The organism is Paludisphaera mucosa (genome assembly GCF_029589435.1).
Classification (GTDB): Bacteria; Planctomycetota; Planctomycetia; order Isosphaerales; family Isosphaeraceae; genus Paludisphaera; species Paludisphaera mucosa.
The window spans coordinates 36,171-57,704 of record NZ_JARRAG010000006.1 but is presented as its reverse complement, the minus strand read 5'-3'; the positions used below and the strand labels follow the sequence as shown (position 1 = coordinate 57,704).

Annotated in this window: 12 protein-coding genes and 4 pseudogenes; 7 read left to right on the top strand and 9 right to left on the bottom strand. The window is 68.9% G+C overall.

Translation table 11 applies throughout. From position 1 onward, the window contains the following. Positions 1 to 10 precede the first annotated feature (10 nt). From PZE19_RS32010 to PZE19_RS31990, 5 genes are all read right to left on the bottom strand, one after another. Entirely contained in the window at positions 11 to 832 is an 822-nt protein-coding gene (locus PZE19_RS32010; protein ID WP_277864736.1) for a PEP-CTERM sorting domain-containing protein, read from the bottom strand. Positions 833 to 933: 101 nt separating this feature from the next. Next, a complete protein-coding gene (locus PZE19_RS32005; protein WP_277864735.1) occupies positions 934 to 1,482 on the bottom strand; it encodes an ECF-type sigma factor in 549 nt (182 codons plus the stop codon). 164 nt (positions 1,483 to 1,646) lie between these two features. Beyond that, on the bottom strand, positions 1,647 to 2,300 hold the full coding sequence (locus tag PZE19_RS32000; protein ID WP_277864734.1) for a PEP-CTERM sorting domain-containing protein: 654 nt from the start codon (positions 2,298 to 2,300) through the stop codon (positions 1,647 to 1,649). An 87-nt stretch (positions 2,301 to 2,387) separates the two neighbouring features. Further along, positions 2,388 to 8,096 (bottom strand): choice-of-anchor Q domain-containing protein, encoded by a 5,709-nt coding sequence (locus PZE19_RS31995; RefSeq protein WP_277864733.1) that lies wholly within the window; start codon positions 8,094 to 8,096, stop codon positions 2,388 to 2,390. Between the two features lie 126 nt (positions 8,097 to 8,222). Beyond that, positions 8,223 to 9,368 carry a TIGR03032 family protein gene (locus PZE19_RS31990; RefSeq protein WP_277864732.1) on the bottom strand — a complete coding sequence of 382 codons (1,146 nt, stop codon included), beginning with the start codon at positions 9,366 to 9,368 and terminating at the stop codon, positions 8,223 to 8,225. A 328-nt stretch (positions 9,369 to 9,696) separates the two neighbouring features. Here PZE19_RS31990 and PZE19_RS31985 point away from each other — a divergent pair, with 328 nt between their 5' ends. The 3 genes from PZE19_RS31985 (at position 9,697) to PZE19_RS31975 (ending at position 15,593) form a co-directional block, all read left to right on the top strand. Then, positions 9,697 to 10,341, top strand: a complete 645-nt coding sequence (locus tag PZE19_RS31985; protein ID WP_277864755.1) for a sigma-70 family RNA polymerase sigma factor — start codon at positions 9,697 to 9,699, stop codon at positions 10,339 to 10,341. Then, positions 10,338 to 15,092 (top strand): protein kinase domain-containing protein, encoded by a 4,755-nt coding sequence (locus tag PZE19_RS31980; RefSeq protein WP_277864731.1) that lies wholly within the window; start codon positions 10,338 to 10,340, stop codon positions 15,090 to 15,092. Before PZE19_RS31985 ends, PZE19_RS31980 begins: the two co-directional genes overlap by 4 nt. A gap of 117 nt (positions 15,093 to 15,209) precedes the next feature. Further along, complete coding sequence (locus PZE19_RS31975) at positions 15,210 to 15,593, top strand: hypothetical protein (protein ID WP_277864730.1); 384 nt, start codon at positions 15,210 to 15,212, stop codon at positions 15,591 to 15,593. Here the strand turns inward: PZE19_RS31975 and PZE19_RS31970 are convergent. Continuing rightward, positions 15,562 to 15,699: pseudogene (locus PZE19_RS31970) on the bottom strand (IS5/IS1182 family transposase); the annotation flags it as partial. The gene PZE19_RS31975 and the pseudogene PZE19_RS31970 sit on opposite strands and share 32 nt — an antisense overlap. A 309-nt stretch (positions 15,700 to 16,008) precedes the next feature. Between PZE19_RS31970 and PZE19_RS33330 the strand changes: the two are divergent. Both PZE19_RS33330 and PZE19_RS33325 read left to right on the top strand, forming a co-directional pair. Beyond that, positions 16,009 to 16,446, top strand: a pseudogene (locus PZE19_RS33330) (recombinase family protein); the annotation flags it as partial. Between the two features lie 120 nt (positions 16,447 to 16,566). Beyond that, positions 16,567 to 17,112: pseudogene (locus PZE19_RS33325) on the top strand (recombinase family protein); the annotation flags it as partial. A 9-nt stretch (positions 17,113 to 17,121) separates the two neighbouring features. Here PZE19_RS33325 and PZE19_RS31965 read toward each other — a convergent pair. Continuing rightward, complete coding sequence (locus tag PZE19_RS31965) at positions 17,122 to 17,592, bottom strand: hypothetical protein (RefSeq protein WP_277864729.1); 471 nt, start codon at positions 17,590 to 17,592, stop codon at positions 17,122 to 17,124. A gap of 15 nt (positions 17,593 to 17,607) precedes the next feature. Continuing rightward, positions 17,608 to 18,322: pseudogene (locus PZE19_RS31960) on the bottom strand (IS5 family transposase); the annotation flags it as partial. A gap of 567 nt (positions 18,323 to 18,889) precedes the next feature. On the opposite strand from PZE19_RS31960, the gene PZE19_RS31955 reads away from it, so the two are divergent. Next, a complete protein-coding gene (locus PZE19_RS31955; protein ID WP_277864728.1) occupies positions 18,890 to 19,246 on the top strand; it encodes a DUF1330 domain-containing protein in 357 nt (118 codons plus the stop codon). 131 nt (positions 19,247 to 19,377) lie between these two features. Next, the gene (locus PZE19_RS31950; RefSeq protein ID WP_277864727.1) at positions 19,378 to 19,995 is read left to right on the top strand and encodes a hypothetical protein; all 618 of its coding nucleotides are present in this window, start codon (positions 19,378 to 19,380) and stop codon (positions 19,993 to 19,995) included. 277 nt (positions 19,996 to 20,272) lie between these two features. Here the strand turns inward: PZE19_RS31950 and PZE19_RS31945 are convergent, their stop codons facing one another. Further along, the gene (locus PZE19_RS31945; protein WP_368411431.1) at positions 20,273 to 21,238 is read right to left on the bottom strand and encodes a quinone oxidoreductase family protein; all 966 of its coding nucleotides are present in this window, start codon (positions 21,236 to 21,238) and stop codon (positions 20,273 to 20,275) included. Positions 21,239 to 21,534: the final 296 nt, after the last annotated feature.

The following is a 21,534-nucleotide window of genomic DNA, read 5'->3' as shown; positions in this document are numbered from 1 at the left end:
GGATCGGAGATCAACGCGCGTTCCGCCGTCGGGCCCGCACGGCGAGGACCCCAAGCCCGCCCGCAAGCAGCCCGAGGCTGGCGGGCTCCGGGACGGCGGTCACCGCGTAGTTGTCGAAGTACGCCACGGTCCCGGTCGGAGTCGACCAGTCTATGCGTTGCATGTAAATATCGAAGTCGCTCACATTGCCGACTCCCGGGGCGAACGCCGCCGTCCCGAGCGTCACTCCGTTCAGGTCGAATGACGCCGTTCGCAGCGTATAGTCCAGGGTCATGCCGAGATGAACGTATTCGCCGAAGGAGGTGAATGCGATCAATTCGGGGTTCGCGGGGTCGGTGTAATAGGCGAGCTTCGGCCCGGTCCCCTCGTCGTCGGTGGTGATGGTGATCCCGGCGATGCCGTTGAAGTCCCGGTCGTACGCCTGGAGGCCGACCTGGACCTCGCCGGGCCCGGATGCGAAGACGGCGACGTCCGCCTCGACGCGCAAGACTCGGGCCCCGCCCGCCACCGGGTCGCCGAGGTCGACCCAATTGTAGTTCTGAGAGATCGGGATCGACGGATCGATCTCCAGCAGCGAGGCGGCGTCGATCCGGAGCGCCTGGCTCCCGCCGGCCGGGAACGCCGTGCTGACGGTCGAGGCGTTCGGGAAGAAATCGGTGTGGAAACCGCCCTGGCCGTCGATCGGCGCTCCGGCGGTGAAGGTCGGGGCCTCGAATCCGGTCTCATAGAGGACGTCCGCATCGGCGGAAGTCGCGACCGCGAGGCAGGATGACGCGAGGAGGGCCAGGCGGGCGATCGCGGCGTGATGGCGCCGGCGAAGGAGGTGGAACATGGCGGCAAGCTCTCCAACGGATGGAGGACGATGCGTCTCAAGCGCATCCAATGCTCCGTCCGGGCGGAAAACATGCCGCGCGATCTGGATGAATTTTCGGATCACTCGCGGGTGAGCGACGCCGCCAGCCAGGCGCGCGCGAACGCCCATTGCCGGTTGGCCGTCCTGGGCGAGAGCTGCAGCGCCTCGGCCGCTTCGTTCATGGTCATGCCGGCGAAGAACCGCAGCTTCACGAGTTCGGCGGCCTCCGGATACTGGCGGGCGAGGTCGCCGAGGGCTTCGTCGAGCGCGAGGAGTTCCTCGTTCGTCGCCGAGGCGGGCTCCATGAGCCGGTCGAGATCGATCCGCTTCTTCCCGCCCCCTCGCTTCAGGCGGGCTCGGTTGCGACTGTGGTCGACGAGGACCCGTCGCATCGCCTCGGCGGCGGCAGCGAAGAAGTGCGCCCTCCCTTCGAACTTCTGGTCGCCGCCCAGGCGCAGGTAGGCCTCGTGCACCAACGCCGTGGCGTCGAGCGAGTGGTCCGCCCGCTCGCCGACCATCCTGGCGGCCGCGAGCCTGCGCAGCTCGTCGTAGACGAGAGGCAGGAGCTTCTCGCTCGCCGCGGGCTCGCCCGATTCGATATTCGAGAGGATGCGGGTCACCTCGTTCATCAGGTCGATCATACGACACCGACCGCCGTTCGACCGGCAGAGAAATCAGACAGCGGGAACGTGCAATGAAGCGCCTGGGCGAAAGCGGTGTTGCCTGAAAGCTTGTCGGGATAGCAGCTTGTTGGCTCGGGGCCGCCGAAACGACCCCGAACCTCATCGACAAATCAAGGAAGCGTGTGGGCCAATCGCCGCTTGGTCGAAGCGGCGGCGATCGCGGCGACGCCGAGTGCGAACGCGCAAAGCGAAGCAGGCTCGGGGACGGCCTGGGCGGGGTAGATGATTTCGCCGGACTCGTCGGAGATCGACGTCCCTTCGGCGACCACCTGGATCATGCCGGCCGAGAGGCGCGAAAGTGGGTCGTCCTGGAAGGTGACGTGCGCGAGGCCGTAGCTCTCGCCGAACCCCACGACCCGATAGAACGGGACGTCGAACTCCGAATCGACGACCGTCAGATCCCGGTCAGCGAGGCCGGCGTACAGGGGGATGCCGAGGAAATCGGCGAACGACGTCGCGTAGATGTACGTCATGCCGGTGGCGGTGGTCGCGTCGGTGAATTTGGCTCCGGTCGCGCCGAGGATCGCGACCTCCACCACGTCGGAGCCGACGCTATAGGACGTCGGGCCATCGTTGACGAGGATGACGTCGAACGAGCCTGTGTCGTCGGCCAGGGTCGTGAAGTTCTGGATCTCGATCGTCAAGCCGGCCCGAGCGTCGGAGGAGCCCGCCGCCGTCAGGCAGGCGAGAGCCACGACCAGCGCTCGGCCGGTGATCCGGACGGTCGAAGTTAGCGAGAAACGCTTGCGGAGGGTCGTAATCATGATGATTCTCGGTCGGTGTCCTGGAGATGAAAGGGTAACAGACCGCCCTGCGGTCGCGGGTGGCCTGGAGGTCGACCTCGGGATGCCTCAGGGCAGCTTGGTCTTCTTCTTGCCGATGGCCTTCGTCAGGACCAGGTAGTCGGCCGACGTCACGATCCCGTCGCCGTTCAGGTCGAAGAAGACGGGGTCGATCCCGCCGAGGACGTTGGGCTGCCCGGCCAGGTAGGACTTCATGAAGTTGACGTCGGCCGCATTCACGGTGCCGTCGTCGTTGATGTCGCCGGGCAGGACGTCGAGCCTGCGGGTGTACGTCCCGATCGTCGGGTTGGAGATCGTGATGGTGACCCGGTCGGCCTCGTTGATCGGCCTGGCCAGGGTGACGAGGAAGGTCCCGCCGCCCAGATCGATCACCGTGACCGGGCCGTAATCCGCGACGTTGACGCCCTTGACCACCACGTCGGACGCCGAGACCGAGCCGCCTCCGGCGATCGTCACCGAGATCGACTTGATGCCCGCCCAGTCGATCGTGCTTTTGCGGCCTACAGGCAGGAGCTGGACGCCGTCCGGTGCGGTGACCAGGCCGGCCGTCTGCGTGCCCCAGCCGACGCTGACGCCGGCGACCATGTCCGCCACGATCGTCAGGTCGAACCTCGCCGAACCATTCTCGCCGCCGGGGAAGGCCCGGACGGTGGCAGGGCCGGCGCTGTCGCCCGCCGTGGCGGTCACGGAAGCCCGACCGTCCGCGACGACGGCGAACTCGGACGAGAGCGTTACGGCGTTCCTGCCATGTCCATTGCTCACGTTGAGGAAGCGGATCATGCCGCCGTCGACCGGCTCGACGGAGTTGAGCGCCGTCACGGAGACGGCCAGCGGGTTGCCGAAGGGCGTATCGACGAGGGACGTCTGAGGTGTGGCACCGGCGATGGGCGCGATCTTGAAGCCCTGGCTTTCGAAGGCTCCGATGTCCACGCCGCCGACCCGGCCCAGGCCGCGCTGATCGGTCGTCGGGGCGCCCGTAGAAGTCCCGGCGTCGAGCCCCGGGCCGCCGGGGAGCAGGGGCATGGTCTGCGTCGGCCCGCCGTAGTCGCCGAGCGGGGCGAGCAGGGCCATGGCCACGTCGACGAGGTTGCCGTCGATTCCGTCGATCAACCCGCCCGAGCCGCCGACGCCGATCAGGTTGTTGACGCCCGAAACGGGCGCGTTCCCCTTGATGTCGGAGGGGGCTCCGTCCGGCCCCGTGTTGCCCGCGACGATCGTGTTGGTCAGCGCCATCGTGCCGGCCACGCCGGAGAACGTCGAGTACAATCCGCCCCCGGAGGCGCCGGCGCTGTTGCCGCTGACGGTGCAGTTGATGAGGCGGAGCGTCGGGAGGGCACCGCTGCTCCAGGCGCCGCCGCCGAAGGTGGCGGCGGCGTTGCCGGCGATGGTGGTGTTGACGGCCAGGATCGCGCCGCGGGACGCGGTCGCCAGGCCGCCGCCGCCGTTGCCGGCGACGTTGCCGCTGACGGTGCAGTCGGTCAGATTCGTCACGGCGGACACGCCCACCGTGACCACGCCTCCGCCGTTGAACGACGCCGCGTTGCCGGCGACGGTGCAATTGGTCAGATTGGTCGTGCCGCGGGCCGTGGTGGCGATGCCGCCGCCGCTGCTCGACGCGGTGTTGCCGCTGACAGTGCAGTCGGTCAGATTCGTCACCGCGGATGCGCCCGTCGTACACAGGCCGCCGCCGCTGCTCGACGACGCGTTGCCGGCGACGGTGCAATTGGTCAGGTTGGTCGTGCCGTAGGCCGAGGTCGCCACGCCGCCACCGCTGCTCGACGACGCGTTGCCGCTGATGAGGCAGCCCGTGAGGGTCGTCGTGCCGAAGTAGCCGCCGTAGAAGCCGCTGGTGAGCACGCCGCCGGAATTCCCGCTGATCGTGCAGTCGATCGCCGTGACCTTGCCGCTGTCGTTCGACAACCCGGATCCGCCGTTGCCGTTGATCGTGACGCCGACGGCCGCGACCGTGCCGCTGGAGTTCGACAATCCCCGGCCAGAATTCCCGCTGATCGTGCAGTCGGTCAGGGCGGCCGATCCGTCGGAGCCGGAGGCGTCCGCGATGATCACCACGCCGTCTCCCGAGTTGTCGTTGACGACGCAGTCGGTGAGGGTCGCGGTTCCGTAGAGCGAGGTGAGGCCGCCGCCCCATGCCCAGCCCGAGGCCGAGTTGCCGGATATGGTGCAGTCGGTCATCGCCAGCGTCCCGCGGTAGTTCATCACGCCACCGCCGCCTACGCCGTAGGAGTACACGGTGGAGTCGTTGCCGGTGATCGTGCAGCCGATCAGGGTGGCCGCGCCCGAGGCGTTCAGCAATCCACCCCCGGACCCGTTGAACGTCGAGTTGCCGCTGATCGTGCAGTCGACCATCGTCAGCGCGCCCAGGTTGAGCACGCCGCCGCCCGCGGCCTCGCGGCCGCCGGTGATCGTCAGCCCGTCCAGGTACGCCCCGGCCGACTCGTCGACCTGGAAGACCCGGCCCGCGCCGGCGGCGTCGATCGTCAGGCCCGCGGCCGGGCCGGCGATCGTCGTCGCACCGCTCGCGTCCGAGAACTCGAGCCGGCCGAGGGCCAGGACGATCGTCCGGGCTGTGGCGAACGCCGCCGCGTCGAAGGTGATCGCCTGGCCGCCCGCGGCCGCGTTGGCGCCGGCGAGCGCCTCGCGGAGGCTGGTCGTCCCGTCGTAGAAGCCGAACGAGTCGTCGGCCGTGTCGACCACGTAGCTGGGCGCGATCACGCTCAGGACGTCGGCCGGGCTGGTGATGCCGACGAAGGAGGCCGTGATCCCCGTGCTGCCGACGGCCAGGGCCGTAGCCAACCCGTCGGCGCCGATCGCGGCCACCGACACGTCCGCCGAGGCCCAGGTCACCGAATTCGTAAGGTCGACGGTCGATCCGTCGGCGAAGACGCCGACGGCCGAGAACCGGCCCGACACGCCCAGGGCTAAAGTCGGATCCGCGACGCTGGCCACGACTTTGATGGACACCAATCCATCGTTCGTGAGCTCGAAAGATGCCGTCCCCGACACCCCGGCGGCCACGGCCGTGACGAAGTAGCTCCCGCCGATGAAATTGGACGACGCGGTGGCGCTCGCCGTGCCGTCGACACCGATCGTCGCCGGATTGCCCGAGAAGATCGCGCCCGGCCCGGGCGTCGGCGAGGAGAAGGTCACCAGGCCGCCGGCGACCGGCTCGGTCGGGTCGTTGGCCGCGACCGTCGCGACCAGCGGCGCGGCGAAGGCACCGCCCGACGTCTGGCCGCCCCCGGACGTCGCAACGATCGTGAAGCCGCGGCTCTCGAAGGCGCCGACGTCGACGCCGCCGACGCGGGCGACGCCGCGCTGGTCGGTCGCCGGGGCGCCTGCGGTGGTGCCGGCGTCGATGGCCGGGCTGCCGGGGAGCAGGGGCATCGTCCGCGTCGGCCCGCCGTAGTCGCCCAACGGGGCGAGGCGGGCGTCGACGGCGATCAGGTTGTTGGTGCTCGCGGGGTCGAGCGAGCCGGAGAGGTTATAGTCATTGCCGGCAATAATTGTGTTGACGGCCGTGGCCGTGGCATCGTTGATAACGACGCCGCCCGAGAAATTGCCGGCGACGGTGCAGTTGATCAGGGTGGCCGTCCCGTTGAGCGAATTGAGGCCGCCGCCGCTGCCTCCGAAGCCGGATACCGAGTTGCCGGCGATGGTGCAGTTGGTCAGCGAGAGCGTGCCGTTCTGATTCATCACGCCGCCGCCGCCGTAGCCGTACATGAAATACACGGCGGCGTTGTTGCCGGTGATCGTGCAGCCGATCAGGGTGGCCGCGCCCGAGGCGTTCAGCAATCCACCCCCGGACCCGTTGAACGTCGAGTTGCCGCTGATCGTGCAGTCGACCATCGTCAGCGCGCCCAGGTTGAGCACGCCGCCGCCCGCGGCCTCGCGGCCGCCGGTGATCGTCAGCCCGTCCAGGTACGCCCCGGCCGACTCGTCGACCTGGAAGACCCGGCCCGCGCCGGCGGCGTCGATCGTCAGGCCCGCGGCCGGGCCGGCGATCGTCGTCGCACCGCTCGCGTCCGAGAACTCGAGCCGGCCGAGGGCCAGGACGATCGTCCGGGCTGTGGCGAACGCCGCCGCGTCGAAGGTGATCGCCTGGCCGCCCGCGGCCGCGTTGGCGCCGGCGAGCGCCTCGCGGAGGCTGGTCGTCCCGTCGTAGAAGCCGAACGAGTCGTCGGCCGTGTCGACCACGTAGCTGGGCGCGATCACGCTCAGGACGTCGGCCGGGCTGGTGATGCCGACGAAGGAGGCCGTGATCCCCGTGCTGCCGACGGCCAGGGCCGTAGCCAACCCGTCGGCGCCGATCGCGGCCACCGACACGTCCGCCGAGGCCCAGGTCACCGAATTCGTAAGGTCGACGGTCGATCCGTCGGCGAAGACGCCGACGGCCGAGAACCGGCCCGACACGCCCAGGGCTAAAGTCGGATCCGCGACGCTGGCCACGACTTTGATGGACACCAATCCATCGTTCGTGAGCTCGAAAGATGCCGTCCCCGACACCCCGGCGGCCACGGCCGTGACGAAGTAGCTCCCGCCGATGAAATTGGACGACGCGGTGGCGCTCGCCGTGCCGTCGACACCGATCGTCGCCGGATTGCCCGAGAAGATCGCGCCCGGCCCGGGCGTCGGCGAGGAGAAGGTCACCAGGCCGCCGGCGACCGGCTCGGTCGGGTCGTTGGCCGCGACCGTCGCGACCAGCGGCGCGGCGAAGGCACCGCCCGACGTCTGGCCGCCCCCGGACGTCGCAACGATCGTGAAGCCGCGGCTCTCGAAGGCGCCGACGTCGACGCCGCCGACGCGGGCGACGCCGCGCTGGTCGGTCGCCGGGGCGCCTGCGGTGGTGCCGGCGTCGATGGCCGGGCTGCCGGGGAGCAGGGGCATCGTCCGCGTCGGCCCGCCGTAGTCGCCCAACGGGGCGAGGCGGGCGTCGACGGCGATCAGGTTGTTGGTGCTCGCCGGGGTGAGCGGCCCGACCAGGTCGGTCGAATCGTAGCCATTGCCGGCGATGATCGTGTTGACCGCCGTGGTCGTGCTGCCTCGGATGACCACGCCGCTATCGGCGTTGCCGCTGACGGTGCAATTGGTCAGCGAGAGCGTGCCGCCGTACAGGGAGTAGAGGCCGGTGCCGGTGCCCTGACGTCGACCGGTCACGCTGTTGCCGCTGACGGTGCAGTTGGTCAGCGAGAGCGTACTGCCGAAATTATTGTAGACGCCCCCTCCGCCATAGATGAAGGCATAGGCGCTGTTGTCACTGATGGTGCATCCCATCAGAGTGGCCGTGCCGGCGTTGGACAGGCCGGCACCTCCCCAGAAGGTGGATTGGTTGCCGCTGATGGTGCAGTCGGTCATCGTGAGCGTGCCGGCGTTCAGCACGCCGGCGCCGCCGATATTCATCCCCCCGGTGATCCTCAGATTCGACAGGGAGGCCGCGGCCGAAGGCTCGATCCGGAAGACCCCGCTCATCCAGCCGCCGTCGATCGTCACGCCCGGTGCCGGGCCGTCGATCCTCGTGGCGCCGGTCGTGTCGGCCAGGCTGAGCTCGGTGCCGCCCAGGGGGATGGTCTGCGGCGTGTCGAACAGGTTGGAGAAGTCGATCGTGTCCGGCCCAGAGTTCGCATTCGCCTGGCCGATCGCCCACCGCAGGCTGCCGTCGCTGCCGTCGTCGAGGGTGTTGGTGACGGTGAACGTCGAGAGCAGCTTGCGGTCTTCCAGGGCCGTCAAGGTCGGCCGCAATCGACCGCGGTCTCGCTTCCGTCCGTTCGCGCTCGGTCGAGTCATCGCGCTTTCATCCTCCGGTTGAAGGTTCTCGGGGCGGTCACATCGGGGAGACAAGATCGAGGATCGATTGGGGCGCGGACGTTACCGCGTCGTAACAGCCGCGCCCCGCAACGACACCGGAGCGTCGACCAGCGCCGAATCCGGAACCGTGAATGAGTTCTCCAGCAGCTTCGGGTCGTCGTTGATCAGGTCGGGATAGCGCTGGCCGGGCAGCACCGCCACGGCGAACACCTCGTGGACGCCGGTGTCGAACCGCAGCAGGGCGACCGCTTGACCCGTCGCGACGTCGATCACGCACACTCCGCAGGTCCGCTCCTCGGCCGCTAACCGTTCGGTGATAGGGAGACCGCTGAACACGGCGCTCTCGCGCACCTGCGAGAGGCCGACGAAGGCGAGGTTCCCGGCGAACTCCAGGCCGCGCGTGAAGCCCGGGATCTGGGCGATCGGCTCGTACTTCCCCGTGTTCGGGTCGACGAACCCGAGCGTCCCCGCGCCTGACTCGCAGACCCAGAGCCGGCCTCCGTGCCATCGCGGCGAGTGGGGCATCGACAGCCCCCGCGTGATTACCTCGCCCGAGTCGACGTCCAGGACGACGCCGCCCCGCGCCTTGTTCGCGCGCCAGCCGGCCGGCGCGTCGGCCTCGCCCAGCGCCGTGACGTACTTCGGGCGGCCGTCGACCATCGCCAGGCCGTTCAGGTGGCAGCGGTCGGTGGGCTCCAGCGCCGTGACGAACGGCGGTCGCCAGCGGGGCGTGAAGCTGGCCGACGGGTCGATAGTGCAGAGGCACGAGAACCTCGTGTTCACCACCCACAGCTCGCGACCGGCGCCCCAGGCCATCTCGTGGACCTGGATGTTGCCGGTGACGTGGCAGGAGCGGGGCAGGTAGCAGGCGTCGTGACGCCCGGGCTGGTCGAGCTTGGCGGCGACCGCGGGGACGTTCACGAACTCCCAGACCTGCATGCTCGTGCCGACGGCCAGGCGGTCGCCGTCGAGGGCCATGCCCATCGGCGCCGGGAAGGTCCGGAAGTGGGTGTTGAGGCGATCCCCCTCGCCGCGGACCATCACGAGCTTGCCGGCCTGGTACGTGGTGACGAGCAAGGACGAGCCGATCCGTCGCAGCAGGTCGGGGAAGCCGGGCGTGTGGACGGCACGCAAGGCCGGCGGGGCGTCCGCTTCGGCGGGGGCCAGTTCCAATTCCGGTCCGGATGGGGCGACGGCCGTCGTCATGATGAGTCTCCTCGTGGGTCCGGGCTGGCGCATTTCTGGGATGCTCAGTCGTCTTCGAATTCGAGGGGCGACGGCGCGCAGAGCGATCCCACGTCGCGTCGACGCGACTCTTGCGATCCCGACCCTGGCGATGGCCCCCGGCCGTCCCGTCCCCTCGTCGGACATGCCATCAGTACTGCGAGTCGACAACGATCGAGGACAGGATTCGGAAATATCGGGGAGCCGTCGGTACCGGATCGAGCCGATCGGGCGGGGCCGGGCGAGGATCGGCGAGGTGATCTGTCGCCAACGGCTGGAACTCGCAGTACGAATCAGTATCGTGAATGATATGTCGCCGCCCCCAGGACAGATCCCCGAGCTGGTCGCCCGCGCCGCGGCGGGCGACCGTGAAGCCATCGTCGAACTGCTCGATCGCTATCGATCCCGGCTGCGCCGGATGGTGGCGCTGAGGCTGGATCCCCGGCTCCGGGGCCGCATCGACGCCTCGGACGTGATCCAGGAGGGCTACCTCGACGCGATGCGACGGCTCGAGGAGTTCATCCGGGATCCGTCCGTCCCGTTCTACATCTGGCTCCGGTTCCTGGTCGGCCAGCGGGTCCAGGAGCAACATCGGCGGCACCTCGGCGCGCCCGGACGCGACGTCGGTCGCGAGGTGTCGATCTACCGAAGCGCGATGCCAGGGGCCAGCACCGGTCTCCTGGCGGCCCGGCTCCTGGGCAAGCTGACCAGCCCCAGCCAGGCGGCGCAGAAAGCCGAGCGCAAGGTCCGGCTCCAGGAGGCCCTCAATCGCATGGACCCGCTCGACCGCGAGATCTTGGTCCTCCGCCACTACGAGCAGATGACGAACGGCGACGTCGCCGCGGCCCTCGGGCTGGAGAGCTCGGCGGCCAGCAAGCGTTACACGCGGGCGCTGACGCGACTGAAGGAAATCCTGGCCGGGCTCCCCGGCGCGGGCTCGGAGGACGGGCCGTGACGAATCCGGGAAACGATCGAGACCCCTTCGAAGTCCTGGCCGAGTCGTTCCTCGCCCGCTACCGCGCCGGCGAGCGGCCGAGCGTCGAAGGGCTCGCCGCCCTGCACCCCGAGCTAGCCGAGCAGATCCGCGAGCTGCTGCCGGCCTTGGTGAGGATCGAGCAGGACCTGTCCATCGATCGCGTTCCCTCGGCCGACCCGCCGCCCCGGCGCGTCGGGCCGATGCAGCTCAGCGACTACCGCATCGTCCGGGAGATCGGCCGCGGCGGGATGGGGGTGGTCTACGAGGCCGAGCAAGTCAGCTTGGGCCGCCGGGTCGCCCTGAAGGTCCTGCCTCATCACATCGCGCGCGACCCCAAGGCCCTGGAACGGTTCCGCCGCGAGGCCAAGGCCGCGGCCAGGCTACACCACACGAACATCGTGCCGGTCTTCGAGGTAGGCCGCGAAGGCGAGATCGCCTTCTATGCCATGCAGTTCATCCAGGGCCAGGGGCTCGACCACGTCATCGACGAGCTGGCCCGGCTGCGCGCGGGCGACGACGGGCCGGCGGCCGGGGCGGCCGTCGAGGGGACGGAGGCCGCGAGCGTCGCCGCGGCGGTCCCTCGGGATCGAGAGTTCGGACAGGTGGCCCAATCGCTGTGGAAGGGCCGATTGGGGGCCCAATCGATGGAGGCCGCCGGATCGTTCGCAGAAGCCGCCGGTCCCGGTTCCTTCCGCGCGGAAGCGACCTGGGCGGGACTCGAGTCGCTGGCCGTCGACCGGCCGCCGGCCGAGGTCGCACCGCCGGCCGCATCGACGGGGTCGGCGGTCCTCCCGGGCGGAGCGGCGGTCTCGTCGGTCGACTCATCCGGCCGCCGGACTCCGTACTTCCGGAGCGTGGCCCAGATCGGCCGCCAGACGGCGCAGGGGCTCGCATACGCCCACGCCCGCGGCATCGTCCACCGCGACGTCAAGCCGTCCAACCTGCTCCTCGACACCGCGGGAGTCGTCTGGATCGCCGACTTCGGGCTGGCCAAGGCCGACGACGACGGCCTGACGGCCACCGGCGATATCCTGGGCACGCTCCGCTACATGGCCCCCGAAAGGTTCCGCGGCGAGGGCGACGGCCGCGCCGACGTCTACGCCCTGGGGCTGACCCTCTACGAGCTGCTGACCTTGCGCCCGGCCCACCAGGCGACCGATCGGCTCGAGCTCATCGAGCGCATCCAGAACGAGGAGCCGCCCCGGCCCCGGTCGCTCGACCCCAGAATCCCCCGCGACCTGGAGACGATCGTCCTGAAGGCGATCGACAAGGACCCGGCCGGGCGCTATCGCTCGGCCGACGCCCTGGCCGAAGACCTCGGCCGCTTCCTCGACGACCAGCCGCTCGAGGCGCGGCGGGTCGGCGTCTCGGAACGCTACTGGCGCTGGGCGCGGCGCAATCCGGCAATCGCCGCGTTGGGCGGCGCGCTCGCCGCGGTGCTGGTCGTCGGGTTCGTCGTCATGGCGATGTTGTGGTCACGCGCCGAGCGGAATGCAACGTTCGCGCGCGCAAAAGAGCGAGACGCGCAAACGCTGGCCGAGAGCGAGACGAAGGCGCGAGATCGGGCGCAGGAGCAAGAGCGGATCGCCCTGGAGAAGGCCGAGCAACTCGCCCGCGAGGACTACGTCAACCGCGTCGGCCGGGCTTACCGCGAACTGCAGGACGACAACGTCGCCCTGGCCGAGGACCTGTTGCACGGCTGCGCCCCCGAGCGTCGAGGCTGGGAATGGAATTACGTCGAGCGGCTCTGCAACGCCGATCGACTGACAGTCGACGTCGCGGGTGCGAGTTGCAACGCGCTGGCGTACAGCCCCGACGGGGCCTGGCTCGCCGTGGGCGCGGGTTCGCCGACATTCGGATACCCCGCCGATACGGCTCCGATCGTCGAGATTCGCGAGAGCGTCACGGGGCGGCCGCTGAGAACGTTGGCCGGCGCCAAGGGGGTCGTTCGAGACGTGGCGGTCAGCCCAGACGGCAGGATGCTCGCGGCGGCCTGCTCGGACGGCCTCACGGTCGTCTGGGCCGTGGACACGGGGCGGGTGCTGTGGAGCCTGACGGATCCGGGACTGGATTCGATGAGCGCCGCCTTCAGCCCGGACGGCAAGTCGATCGCCGTGGGGTACGGATACTACAGCCACACCCAGACGGGCCACGTGAAGATCTGGGACGTGAATTCGGGAGAGGCGATCAAGGCTTTCGCGAGCCTGCATCACGGGGTCAACAAGGTCGCGTACCACCCCGACGGGAAACGGCTGGCCGTCGCGGGCTCGAACGTGGTCGAAGTTTGGGACATCGAAGCTGCCCGCAAGGTCCAGGACCTGAAGGGGCACGAAAAATGGGTCTACGCCGTCGCCTATAGCCCTGACGGCAAGTGGATCGCCACCGGCGGCTGGGACCGCACGGTCAAGCTTCGCGACGCCGCGACCGGCACCGAGGCGGCGACCCTCTTCGGGCATCGTGGGTTCGTCCTGAGCCTCGCCTTCGGGCCCGACGGCCGCACCCTTGTCAGCACGAGCGAGGACCGCGGAGTTCGGCTCTGGGACGTCCCGACCGGCCGGCTGTTGGACGCATTCCACGGCCACCCCGATTTCGTCCAGGCGGCGGCCTTCCGGCCCGACGGTCGCGAGTTCTGCACGGGCAGCCTCGACGGGTCGATCCGATTCTGGAACCTTAAAACCAGCCGGCCCGTCGTCGTCGACCACCCCGGGCTGACGACGCGGTTCGCGTTCCGCGCCGACGGGCTTCGCGTGCTCGCCAAGGTGATGCCGGAAGGCCCCGAGGTCGCTCGGGGATGGGATCCCTTCACCGGCGATATCGACGACTCGCTGGCCGGGATGAGCTTCGCCCGGCTGCCGGAGGATTACATCCTCGGAGGGCCCGGCTTCCGAGATCCGGAGGCCCGCGTGGACGAGGTCGTCACGAGCCCGGACGGGAGGCTGGTCGCTCAACTCGCCGCCTCGGACGGCGCGGTCGTTTCGCGCAGCAAGGAATTCGCCAAGAGCTCGATCTTGATCCGGGAAGCGGCGACGGGCCGGGTCGTCCACAACCTGACCGGCCACACGGCCGACGTCGTCGCGATGGCGTTCAGCCCGGACGGCCGTCGGCTCGCGACGGCGAGCTTCGATCGGTCCTTGAAGCTTTGGGACATGAAGACGGGCCAGGATCTCTTCACGCTTCGCGGGCACGTCGCGGGCGTGCTCAGCCTGGGCTTCAGCCCCGACGGGAACCTGATCGTATCCGGCGGGTTCGATTTCAAGGCTTTCATCTGGAATGCAGCGCCCCTCCCGTCCACCCTGATCGCGGAGCACGACGTCCGCTACCGGAATAAGGTTGAGATGCTGAGGCGCCTGAACACCGCGACCGACGCCCTGGAACGAGCCAAGATCCTGGCCGGGGACGGCCGATGGGACGTAGCGGCCGAGGTATTCGCCGCCGCGATCGCGAGGGACCCGGGAAACGCCCAGCTCCGAATCCTGCACATCGAAGTCCTCGAGAACGCGGGCGACGCGACCGCGGCTCGTGACTTCGAGCGAGAGATGCTCGCGTACTTCGACGAGGCGCTCGCGAAAGATCCCAGCGACCCGAAATCGGCGGAATCCCTGGCTCAAGCGCTCTTTCAGCAATGGAAATCGTCGAACGCGAGCCGATGGACGGTCCTCAAACCATCGGAGTCGACCTCAGAGGAGGGCGCGAGGCTGAAGGAGTTGGAAGACGGATCGGTCCTCGTCGAGGCACCGTCGGCGACCGGTGCACACACGATTCGCTGGCACCCCGGCCCCGGGCCGGCCCGAGCGCTACGAATCGAGACGGGCGTCCAGGAGCCGGGCACCGCCGTAGGAGCCCACTTCCCCGATGAATGCCAGGTCGTGGCGGCGAGCGCGGCGTCTTCCCGCTCCGAGGCCCTCCGAGGCCGATTCGTTCGGCTCGACCTGCCCGGGGACAACGCCCAGTTCCCGAGGCACCCCAAAGACGGTGCCATGAAAATCATCAACCTGGCCGAACTGCAAGTGTTCCACGGCGACCAGAACGTCGCGGCGAGTAAAGCGGCTCGGCAATCCAGCAATTACGACGATCGCCTGGTGGCCGAGCGTGCCGTGGACGGCAACACGACCGGCAATGATCAGGGAAATCCCTACGCCCACTCCGGGGGCGAAGCGGAGCCCTGGTGGGAAGTCGATCTCGGCGGCGAACAGGCGATCGACCGGATCGTCGTCTGGAATCGAGTCGAGTTCGACCTCGTGCAGCGAATGACACATTTTCGCATACGAGTTCTCGATCAATCGAGGAGAGCCGTCTTCGAGCAGCTAGTCGAAAAGGCCCCGAATCCTTCGACCGAAATCATCCGCCGCGTGCTCCTGTCGGATACGAACACCGAGCCATCAACCCCCGAGAGCCAGCCGCTGATCCTCCGACTGCCGATCAAGGAGTCGCCGGCCCGCCTCCGCGTCTCGGCCGCATCCAGCCTCAACGTCTTGTTGCCGATGGATGAGGCCATGCGGCTCACTGACCCTTTTGCGAAACTCGCCGTCGCCAATGCCTTGAATGGGCGAACCGATCGTGCGTTGCAATGCTTCGATCGATCTCTCGCACGGAGCGAAGGCGATGCGGCCAGGTCCAGGATCCTCGAGTTCGCCGCATATTTTGACGAGATCTACTCCAAGCTCATCAGCCGAAACACGCCCTTAACCCCGGAATCGAGTCCGTCGCATTTGAGACCGGCGGTGCGATAGCCGACCCCGGGAGAGGAGGGTCGGAGTCGTGAGGAAGTCGAAGTCCGCCGAGTTGCCACGGCGGAGGAGCTAACGGCTGCGGGGGCCGAACTGCCCGAACGTTCGGAGGTCCCCGCCTTGGTCGAGATGATGGTCAAGGTGGACGAGCGATGGGACGCCCTAAAGGCCATCCAGAAGACCGGGTTCAAGCCGCCCGCCGACCATCCGAACGTCGACCCGACGGCCGAGGCCCTGCAACTGCTGGAGCTGTATCGCGAGTCGTCTCGGCTGCCTGAGTCGAAAGCCAAGGGCGAGGAGTTCCTCAAGCAGATGGCATCGGCCGAGAATCTCGCGAACGGCCTCTGCGAGTCGATGTCGAAGCACGGCGGTCAACGCTCGCCCGACTCTCTCAGGGGACTCGAGGCTTCTTTCGCCGCGGCGGGGAAAAGTTGCAAATCGTGCCACGCGAGTCACCGGGACAACCAAGAGCCTATCCCAGTAGGCGTGCGGCGCGATGGGTGATGTATGCGCAGGCCAGATGCAGCATCGCCTCATAGTTCTCCGCCTTCTTCTCCCAGCGGATCAATAGCCGGCGGAAGCGATTCATCCAACTATGCGTCCGCTCGATGGTCTAATCGCAAATGACAAATTCTGCCTGGCACGCTCCCGCCGGCTGGCCCTGAGGCCGCGCCGGCCCAGATGATCCGGGCGGGCCCTGGGCTTGTCCCGTACCTTCTCCCCGAGGCACATCGCCTCGGGGAGGCGGCCATGCACCACGACTGGCGGACCACCCGCCGATTCGCGTCCCGCCCGGACGGGCAGCGCCGATGGGATCGCGCCTACCAGCTGCTCCTGGGCTGGTCGCCGTCCGGCCCCGGGCCGGCGCGAGCCAAGCCCGACGAGCCGGGCCATCCCACCACCGCGGAGGAGACGACCGATGAAGATCGCGATATATGCACGCGTCTCGACGCAGCGGCAGGCCGAGGCGCAGACCATCGACGAGCAGATCGGGCGGCTGCGGGAGCATGCCCGAGGCCGGGGCTGGGACCTCCAGGAGGCGAACGTCTTTCGTGACGACGGCTACAGCGGGGCCGCGCTCAAGCGGCCCGGACTCGACCGCCTCCGCGACGCGGCGGCCATGGCCTCGTTCGACGCGATCCTCCTGACCGACCCCGACCGGCTGGCCCGCAACTTCGTCCACCAGACCCTCCTGCTCGAGGAGCTGCAGTCCAAGGGCTGCAGGGTCGAGTTCCTCGACCGGCCGATGTCCCGGGACCCGCACGACCAGCTCCTGCTCCAGATCCGCGGCGCCGTCGCCGAGTACGAGCGGACCTTGATCGCCGAGCGGACGCGCCGCGGCCGCCAGCGTCGATATCGGGCCGGGGAGATGCTGCCGTGGACCCGGGCCCCGTACGGCTACCGGATGGCGGTCGACAGGCCCCGCGACCCCTCGGGCGTCCACCTCGACCCGTGCGAGGCCGCGGTCGTCGCCGAGATGTTCGCCTGGTACTCCGAGGGACGACGCACGCTCCACGGCCTCGTCGACCATCTACGCGACCTCGGCGTCCCTTCGCCCTCGGGCAAGGCGTGCTGGAGCGACGCCTCGGTCCGCGGGATCCTCCGAAATCCGGCCTATACGGGCCGCGTCTACGCCGGACGGCACCGATACCGCGAGGCCCGAGCGCGACGCTCGGCGACCCACCCGATCGGCCGCCCCCACGGGACGGCCGAGCCGACGCCGCGCGACGAGTGGATCGACGTCGGGCCGATCCCCGCGGTCGTCGATCCGGGGCTGTTCGAGCGAGTGCAGGCGAAGCTGGCGGCCAACCGGTCGTTCTCGTCCCGCAACAACAAGGTCGGATCCTATCTGCTGCGGTGCCTGGTCAGCTGCGGCCACTGCGGCCTGGCGAGCATCGCGAGGCGACGCCCGCCCCACTACGGCTACTACACCTGCACCGGCAAGTCCCGGGCGGCGCGGAATCGCAACGGGGCGACCTGCGGCTCGCGGTTCATCCCGGCGGCGGTCCTGGACGACCTGGTCTGGGGCGACCTATGCGAGCTGCTGCGAGATCCGGCCGCGGCGGGCGGGGCGTTCCGTCGGGCGGCCGCCGGGAGCTGGCACCCGCAGGAATTCCAGGCGAGACGGGAGCGGCTGCGGCAGGGGAAGGCGTCGTTGTCGGGCCAGCTCGATCGGCTGACCGAGGCCTACCTCGGCGGCGTCGTCCCACTGGAAGAGTATCGCCGCAGGCGCGGGGAATTGGAGTCGAGGCAGCAGACCCTGGCCGAGCAGGAGGCCCGGCTCGCCGGGGAATCGGAACGCCTCGACGAGGTCGTGGGCATGGCGGCGACGCTCGAAGCGTTCTGCGGGCGGATCGCCGCCGGGCTCGAGACGGCGACGTTCGACGGGAAGCGGCAGTTGGTCGAACTGCTGGTCGACCGAGTGGTCGTCACGGGCGACGAGGTCGAGATCCGCTACGTCCTGCCCACGAGCGATAAAAGCGAGAACATCCGCTTTTGTCATTTGCGTTCAGACTATCTCCACGACCCGGCGTCGGGCCCGATAGCCCGGGATCGCGGCCTTCTCCGCCGCCTCCTCGCCGCGGGCCTTGATGTGGGCCGTGAACCCCCACAGCTCGGCGACCTCCCGCACGTCGGCGTAGTCGTAGCCCTTGTCGGCGCAGAAGTGGATCGGCTCCTCGGGCGTAGGTTCCGGGCCCAGCACCGGCTGGCTCAGGAGCGTCGGGCCGGCCAGCCACTTGTCATGCTCGTCCGCCCCGGCGACGGCCAGGCCGACGGGGATGCCGCCGCCGTCCGTCAAGAGCGACCGCTTCGTCCCCGACTTGCCCCGGTCGGTCGGGTTGGGCCCCGTCTTTCCCCCCCCCGAGCGGGGCCTTGGTCATCGCCCCGTCGATGCACAGCCACTCCCAGTCGATCCCGCCCAGCTCGTCGCACTCCAGCAGGCCCAGTCGCCACAGCTCGCGGAACACGCCGGCCTTCGCCCACTCCTGGAACCGGCGGTGGGCCGAGCTGCTGGTGCAGAGGCCCGTGGCGTTCAGGGCGTTCCACTGGCAGCCCGTGCGGAGCACGAAGAAGATCGCGTCCATCGCCCGGCGGTCGTCGACGCGGGGGTTGTGGCAGCCCAGCGGGTGCGCCTTGCGGGCCGGCAGCAGGGGTTCGAGGCGGGTCCACAAGGCGTCGGGGATGCGCCACCCGTCGTCGACGGGGGCCTTGCGCGGGGCGGCCTTGGCCATTGCTGCAACCTCCTGGAGCGGCTTCCTTTCGCTTCAGGAGAACATACACAATCGCCGCCTAATGAGATAGGCTCTAAGTCGGACATAAAGGCCATCCCCGACTTCCGGGCAGGACGAAGCTGACGCCCTGCACAAATCTCGCTTCGGCTTCAACACATTGAAGCGAACATAAAGGCCGCTTCCAGGACGTTCCTCCTCGATCGAAGGAGGGAGGCGCACCATCAGCGAAACCCGCCGGCCCCTCCCACGCTCGTCGAAGGGGCCTTCGTCCCCCGGCAAGGATCCCGGCTTGTAGCCCGCGCTTCGCGACGCCGAGGGGGTCGGATCGGCCTCGCGTCTTCGGGCTATAGGTTATGCGTCCTTCCGTCGAGGTACTCGACGACCGACACGAGGTTCCGGGCGGCGACCTCGGGATTACCGGCCCTACGGTCGACCCTCGTGTCCACCTCACGCGCCTAGCCAATGCGATGGACGGGCGGACGGCGGACGACCGGGGTGCAGATCGCCCGGAAGCCGAGCTGCCGGCCCCATTTCGCTCGAATTTCGCAAGGCGACGGAGCAGCGATCATGGCGACGTATCTGATCAACCACCTACGCATCCCGGGCGACATCCCGAACGAAGATGCTCTCTCCTATCTCGATCAAGTCGAGGCGACGGTCTCACCCTACGGGGGCAGGTGGCTCGCCCAGGGGTCGATCGACGTCATCGAAGGCGCGTGGCCGGGCGCGGTCGTCCTGATCACGTTCCCCAGCCGGGAATCGTTCGACGAGTGGTACGATTCGCCGGAGTACACCGCGCTACGCCCTCTCCGGGTCAAGAGCTCGATATCCGACATGGTGGTGATCGACTCGCTCCCCGAAGGCTTCACGATCAAGGCGTTCGCGGCGAAAACTCGCGAAAGCGTCGAGAAGTCCAAGGTCTGATCGCGGGCGGGAATACCTGGGACGCGGGTGGGCCGAGGGATCGAGGATTTCAAGACCAATGCCGAGGTCCATGGCCCGCAGACGCCGGGCGTCGACGGGACGGACGAGATTTCCATCCAAGGGGCATCGATATGGATTCGCCTGACGCGGGATCGCAGGACCGAGCGAGCGTGCCGGGGGCCGGCGGCAACGGCTCGGCCGCGATGGAAGAGCGGGTGGTCGAAGCCAAGATCGCCAGGGCGATGCTGTCCGGCCCACGCGCCATAACCAGGGACGCGACGGTCGCGGAGATGGGCGTGGACGGCGAGATCGTCGTGCTGCGGCGGGGGAGCAACGACTGGATCTGCTTCCCCGGCGACGAAAATGACGTCGGCAACGTCCCGATGTGCGCGGATCCGATGGGCATGCAGTGGATGAGGGACGTCCTGGCGAGGAAGCCCAGGCCGACCAACGCGGCGCCCGGCCTCGTCTACATGCTCTGCGGAGCCGCCCAGCACAGCAACACCGATCCATTCGACAGGACGAGCCCCCCGATCCCGATCGGCCCCCATTGGATGATCCTCTGGCCGTTCGACGCGAGGCTTTGCGGCCTGCCCTCCACGGTGAGGGATGCCGGGGTGTGGGTGATGTTCGACGGCACTCCCTACGCCTATCTCCACGTATGCGGCACTCCCTGGGCCGGGAATGAATATAAGCCGGGGCAGATCCCGATCTGGACGATGCGTTTCGGCCCTTCGGAGGAGCCCTGAGCCTCCATGGATCGGCCGTGCAGTTTCGCGTCCGGACGGGGGATCCCCCGTCGACGGGAGCATCGCGCGTCCCTCGATTTCGCATGCTGTGGGCACGGGCAGATGGAAGGTCAGCCGGTCGTCGGCATGGGCGGCGTGGATCCGATTCAGGATATCGAAGCGGCGAGACGCCGGACCCGATCCTTGGCGTCTCGCGGCCACGCCCCGCCGAAGTCCGATCGACTGGACGGTCGCGCCGATGGGGACGGCGGCCCCGGGGTGCCGACGCCCGGGTCGGTCACGAGATGAGGAGCAGTTTGCCGATGGTGCTTCGGGCTTCCATGTCGGCGAGGGCCTCGGCCGCGTCGGCGAGTCGATACTCCCCCCCGATTCGGACTTCGAGCCTGCCTTCCTCGATCCAGTCGAACAGCCGACCCGAGCGCGAGCGAAGCAGTTCGGGCGTCGAGACATGGTCGCGGTACACGGCGTAGCCGATCTTGACGCTCTTCGGCAGGCTCATGATCTCGATCGGCCCCGGGCCTCCGAGGACCGGGCCGTACCAGCAGAACGTCCCGGACCGACGCAGCACGTCGAGGGAACCCTGGAAGGTCGTCGGCCCCGATCCGTCGTAGACGACGTGCACGCCCTCCCCTCCGGTCAGGCGTAGGGCCTCCTCGACGAACCCACTCCCGGCGTCGACGATCACGTGGTCGGCCCCCGCGTGCTCGGCCGCGGCCGCCTTCCCGCTCGACGAGACCCGGCCGATGACGCGGCCGCCCCGCAGCTTAATGATCTGCGTCAGCAGCAGGCCGAGGCCGCCGGCGGCGGCGTGGACGAAGGCGACGTCGCCTGGCTCCACCCGGTAGAAGTCGGTCGCGAAATGGCTGGCCGTGAGGCCCTGCATCATCACGGCGGCGGCCGTGCGATCGTCGATCGCGTCGGGGACCGGCACCAATGACGAGGCGGGGATCGCGATCCGCTCCGCGTAGCTCCCGAGCGCGAAGGCCCAGGCGACGCGCCGGCCGGGTTCGACGGATTCCACGCCGTCTCCCACCGCCAGGACGCGGCCGGCTCCCTCGACGCCCAGGACCTTCGGGTCGGGGATCTCGGTCAGGAACGCGCCCCGGCGCACGCCTATGTCCATGAAGTTGACGCCCGCGCAAGCGACCTCGACCAGGGCCTCCCCCGGGCCCGCCGCCGGGTCGGGACGCTCGACGTATTCCAGCACGGCGGCGCCGGCTTGGTTCATAACGACAGCTCGCATGTTCATACACCGTTGGTTCGAGGATTTGGAGGAGGCGTAGCGTCGGTTTGCAGGCGAGAGCGAATACTCGGCGCCGAGTCGGAGACGACCTCAACGGGGCGCAGCCGGACCGGGCATCGAGTATTGGAAATAGTCATATCTTTGAACGGATTCGGCGGGCGGTGGGGGTTGCTGAGGGTAGTAGAGCCAATAGCCCCCGGGCGCGGGCGCGACCGCCTGGGGGGGTCGGTAGATTATGTAGGGGCTGCGGAACGAGGGCCGCCGTGCGAGATGGCGGGTCGAAGGCCGGCGGCCCG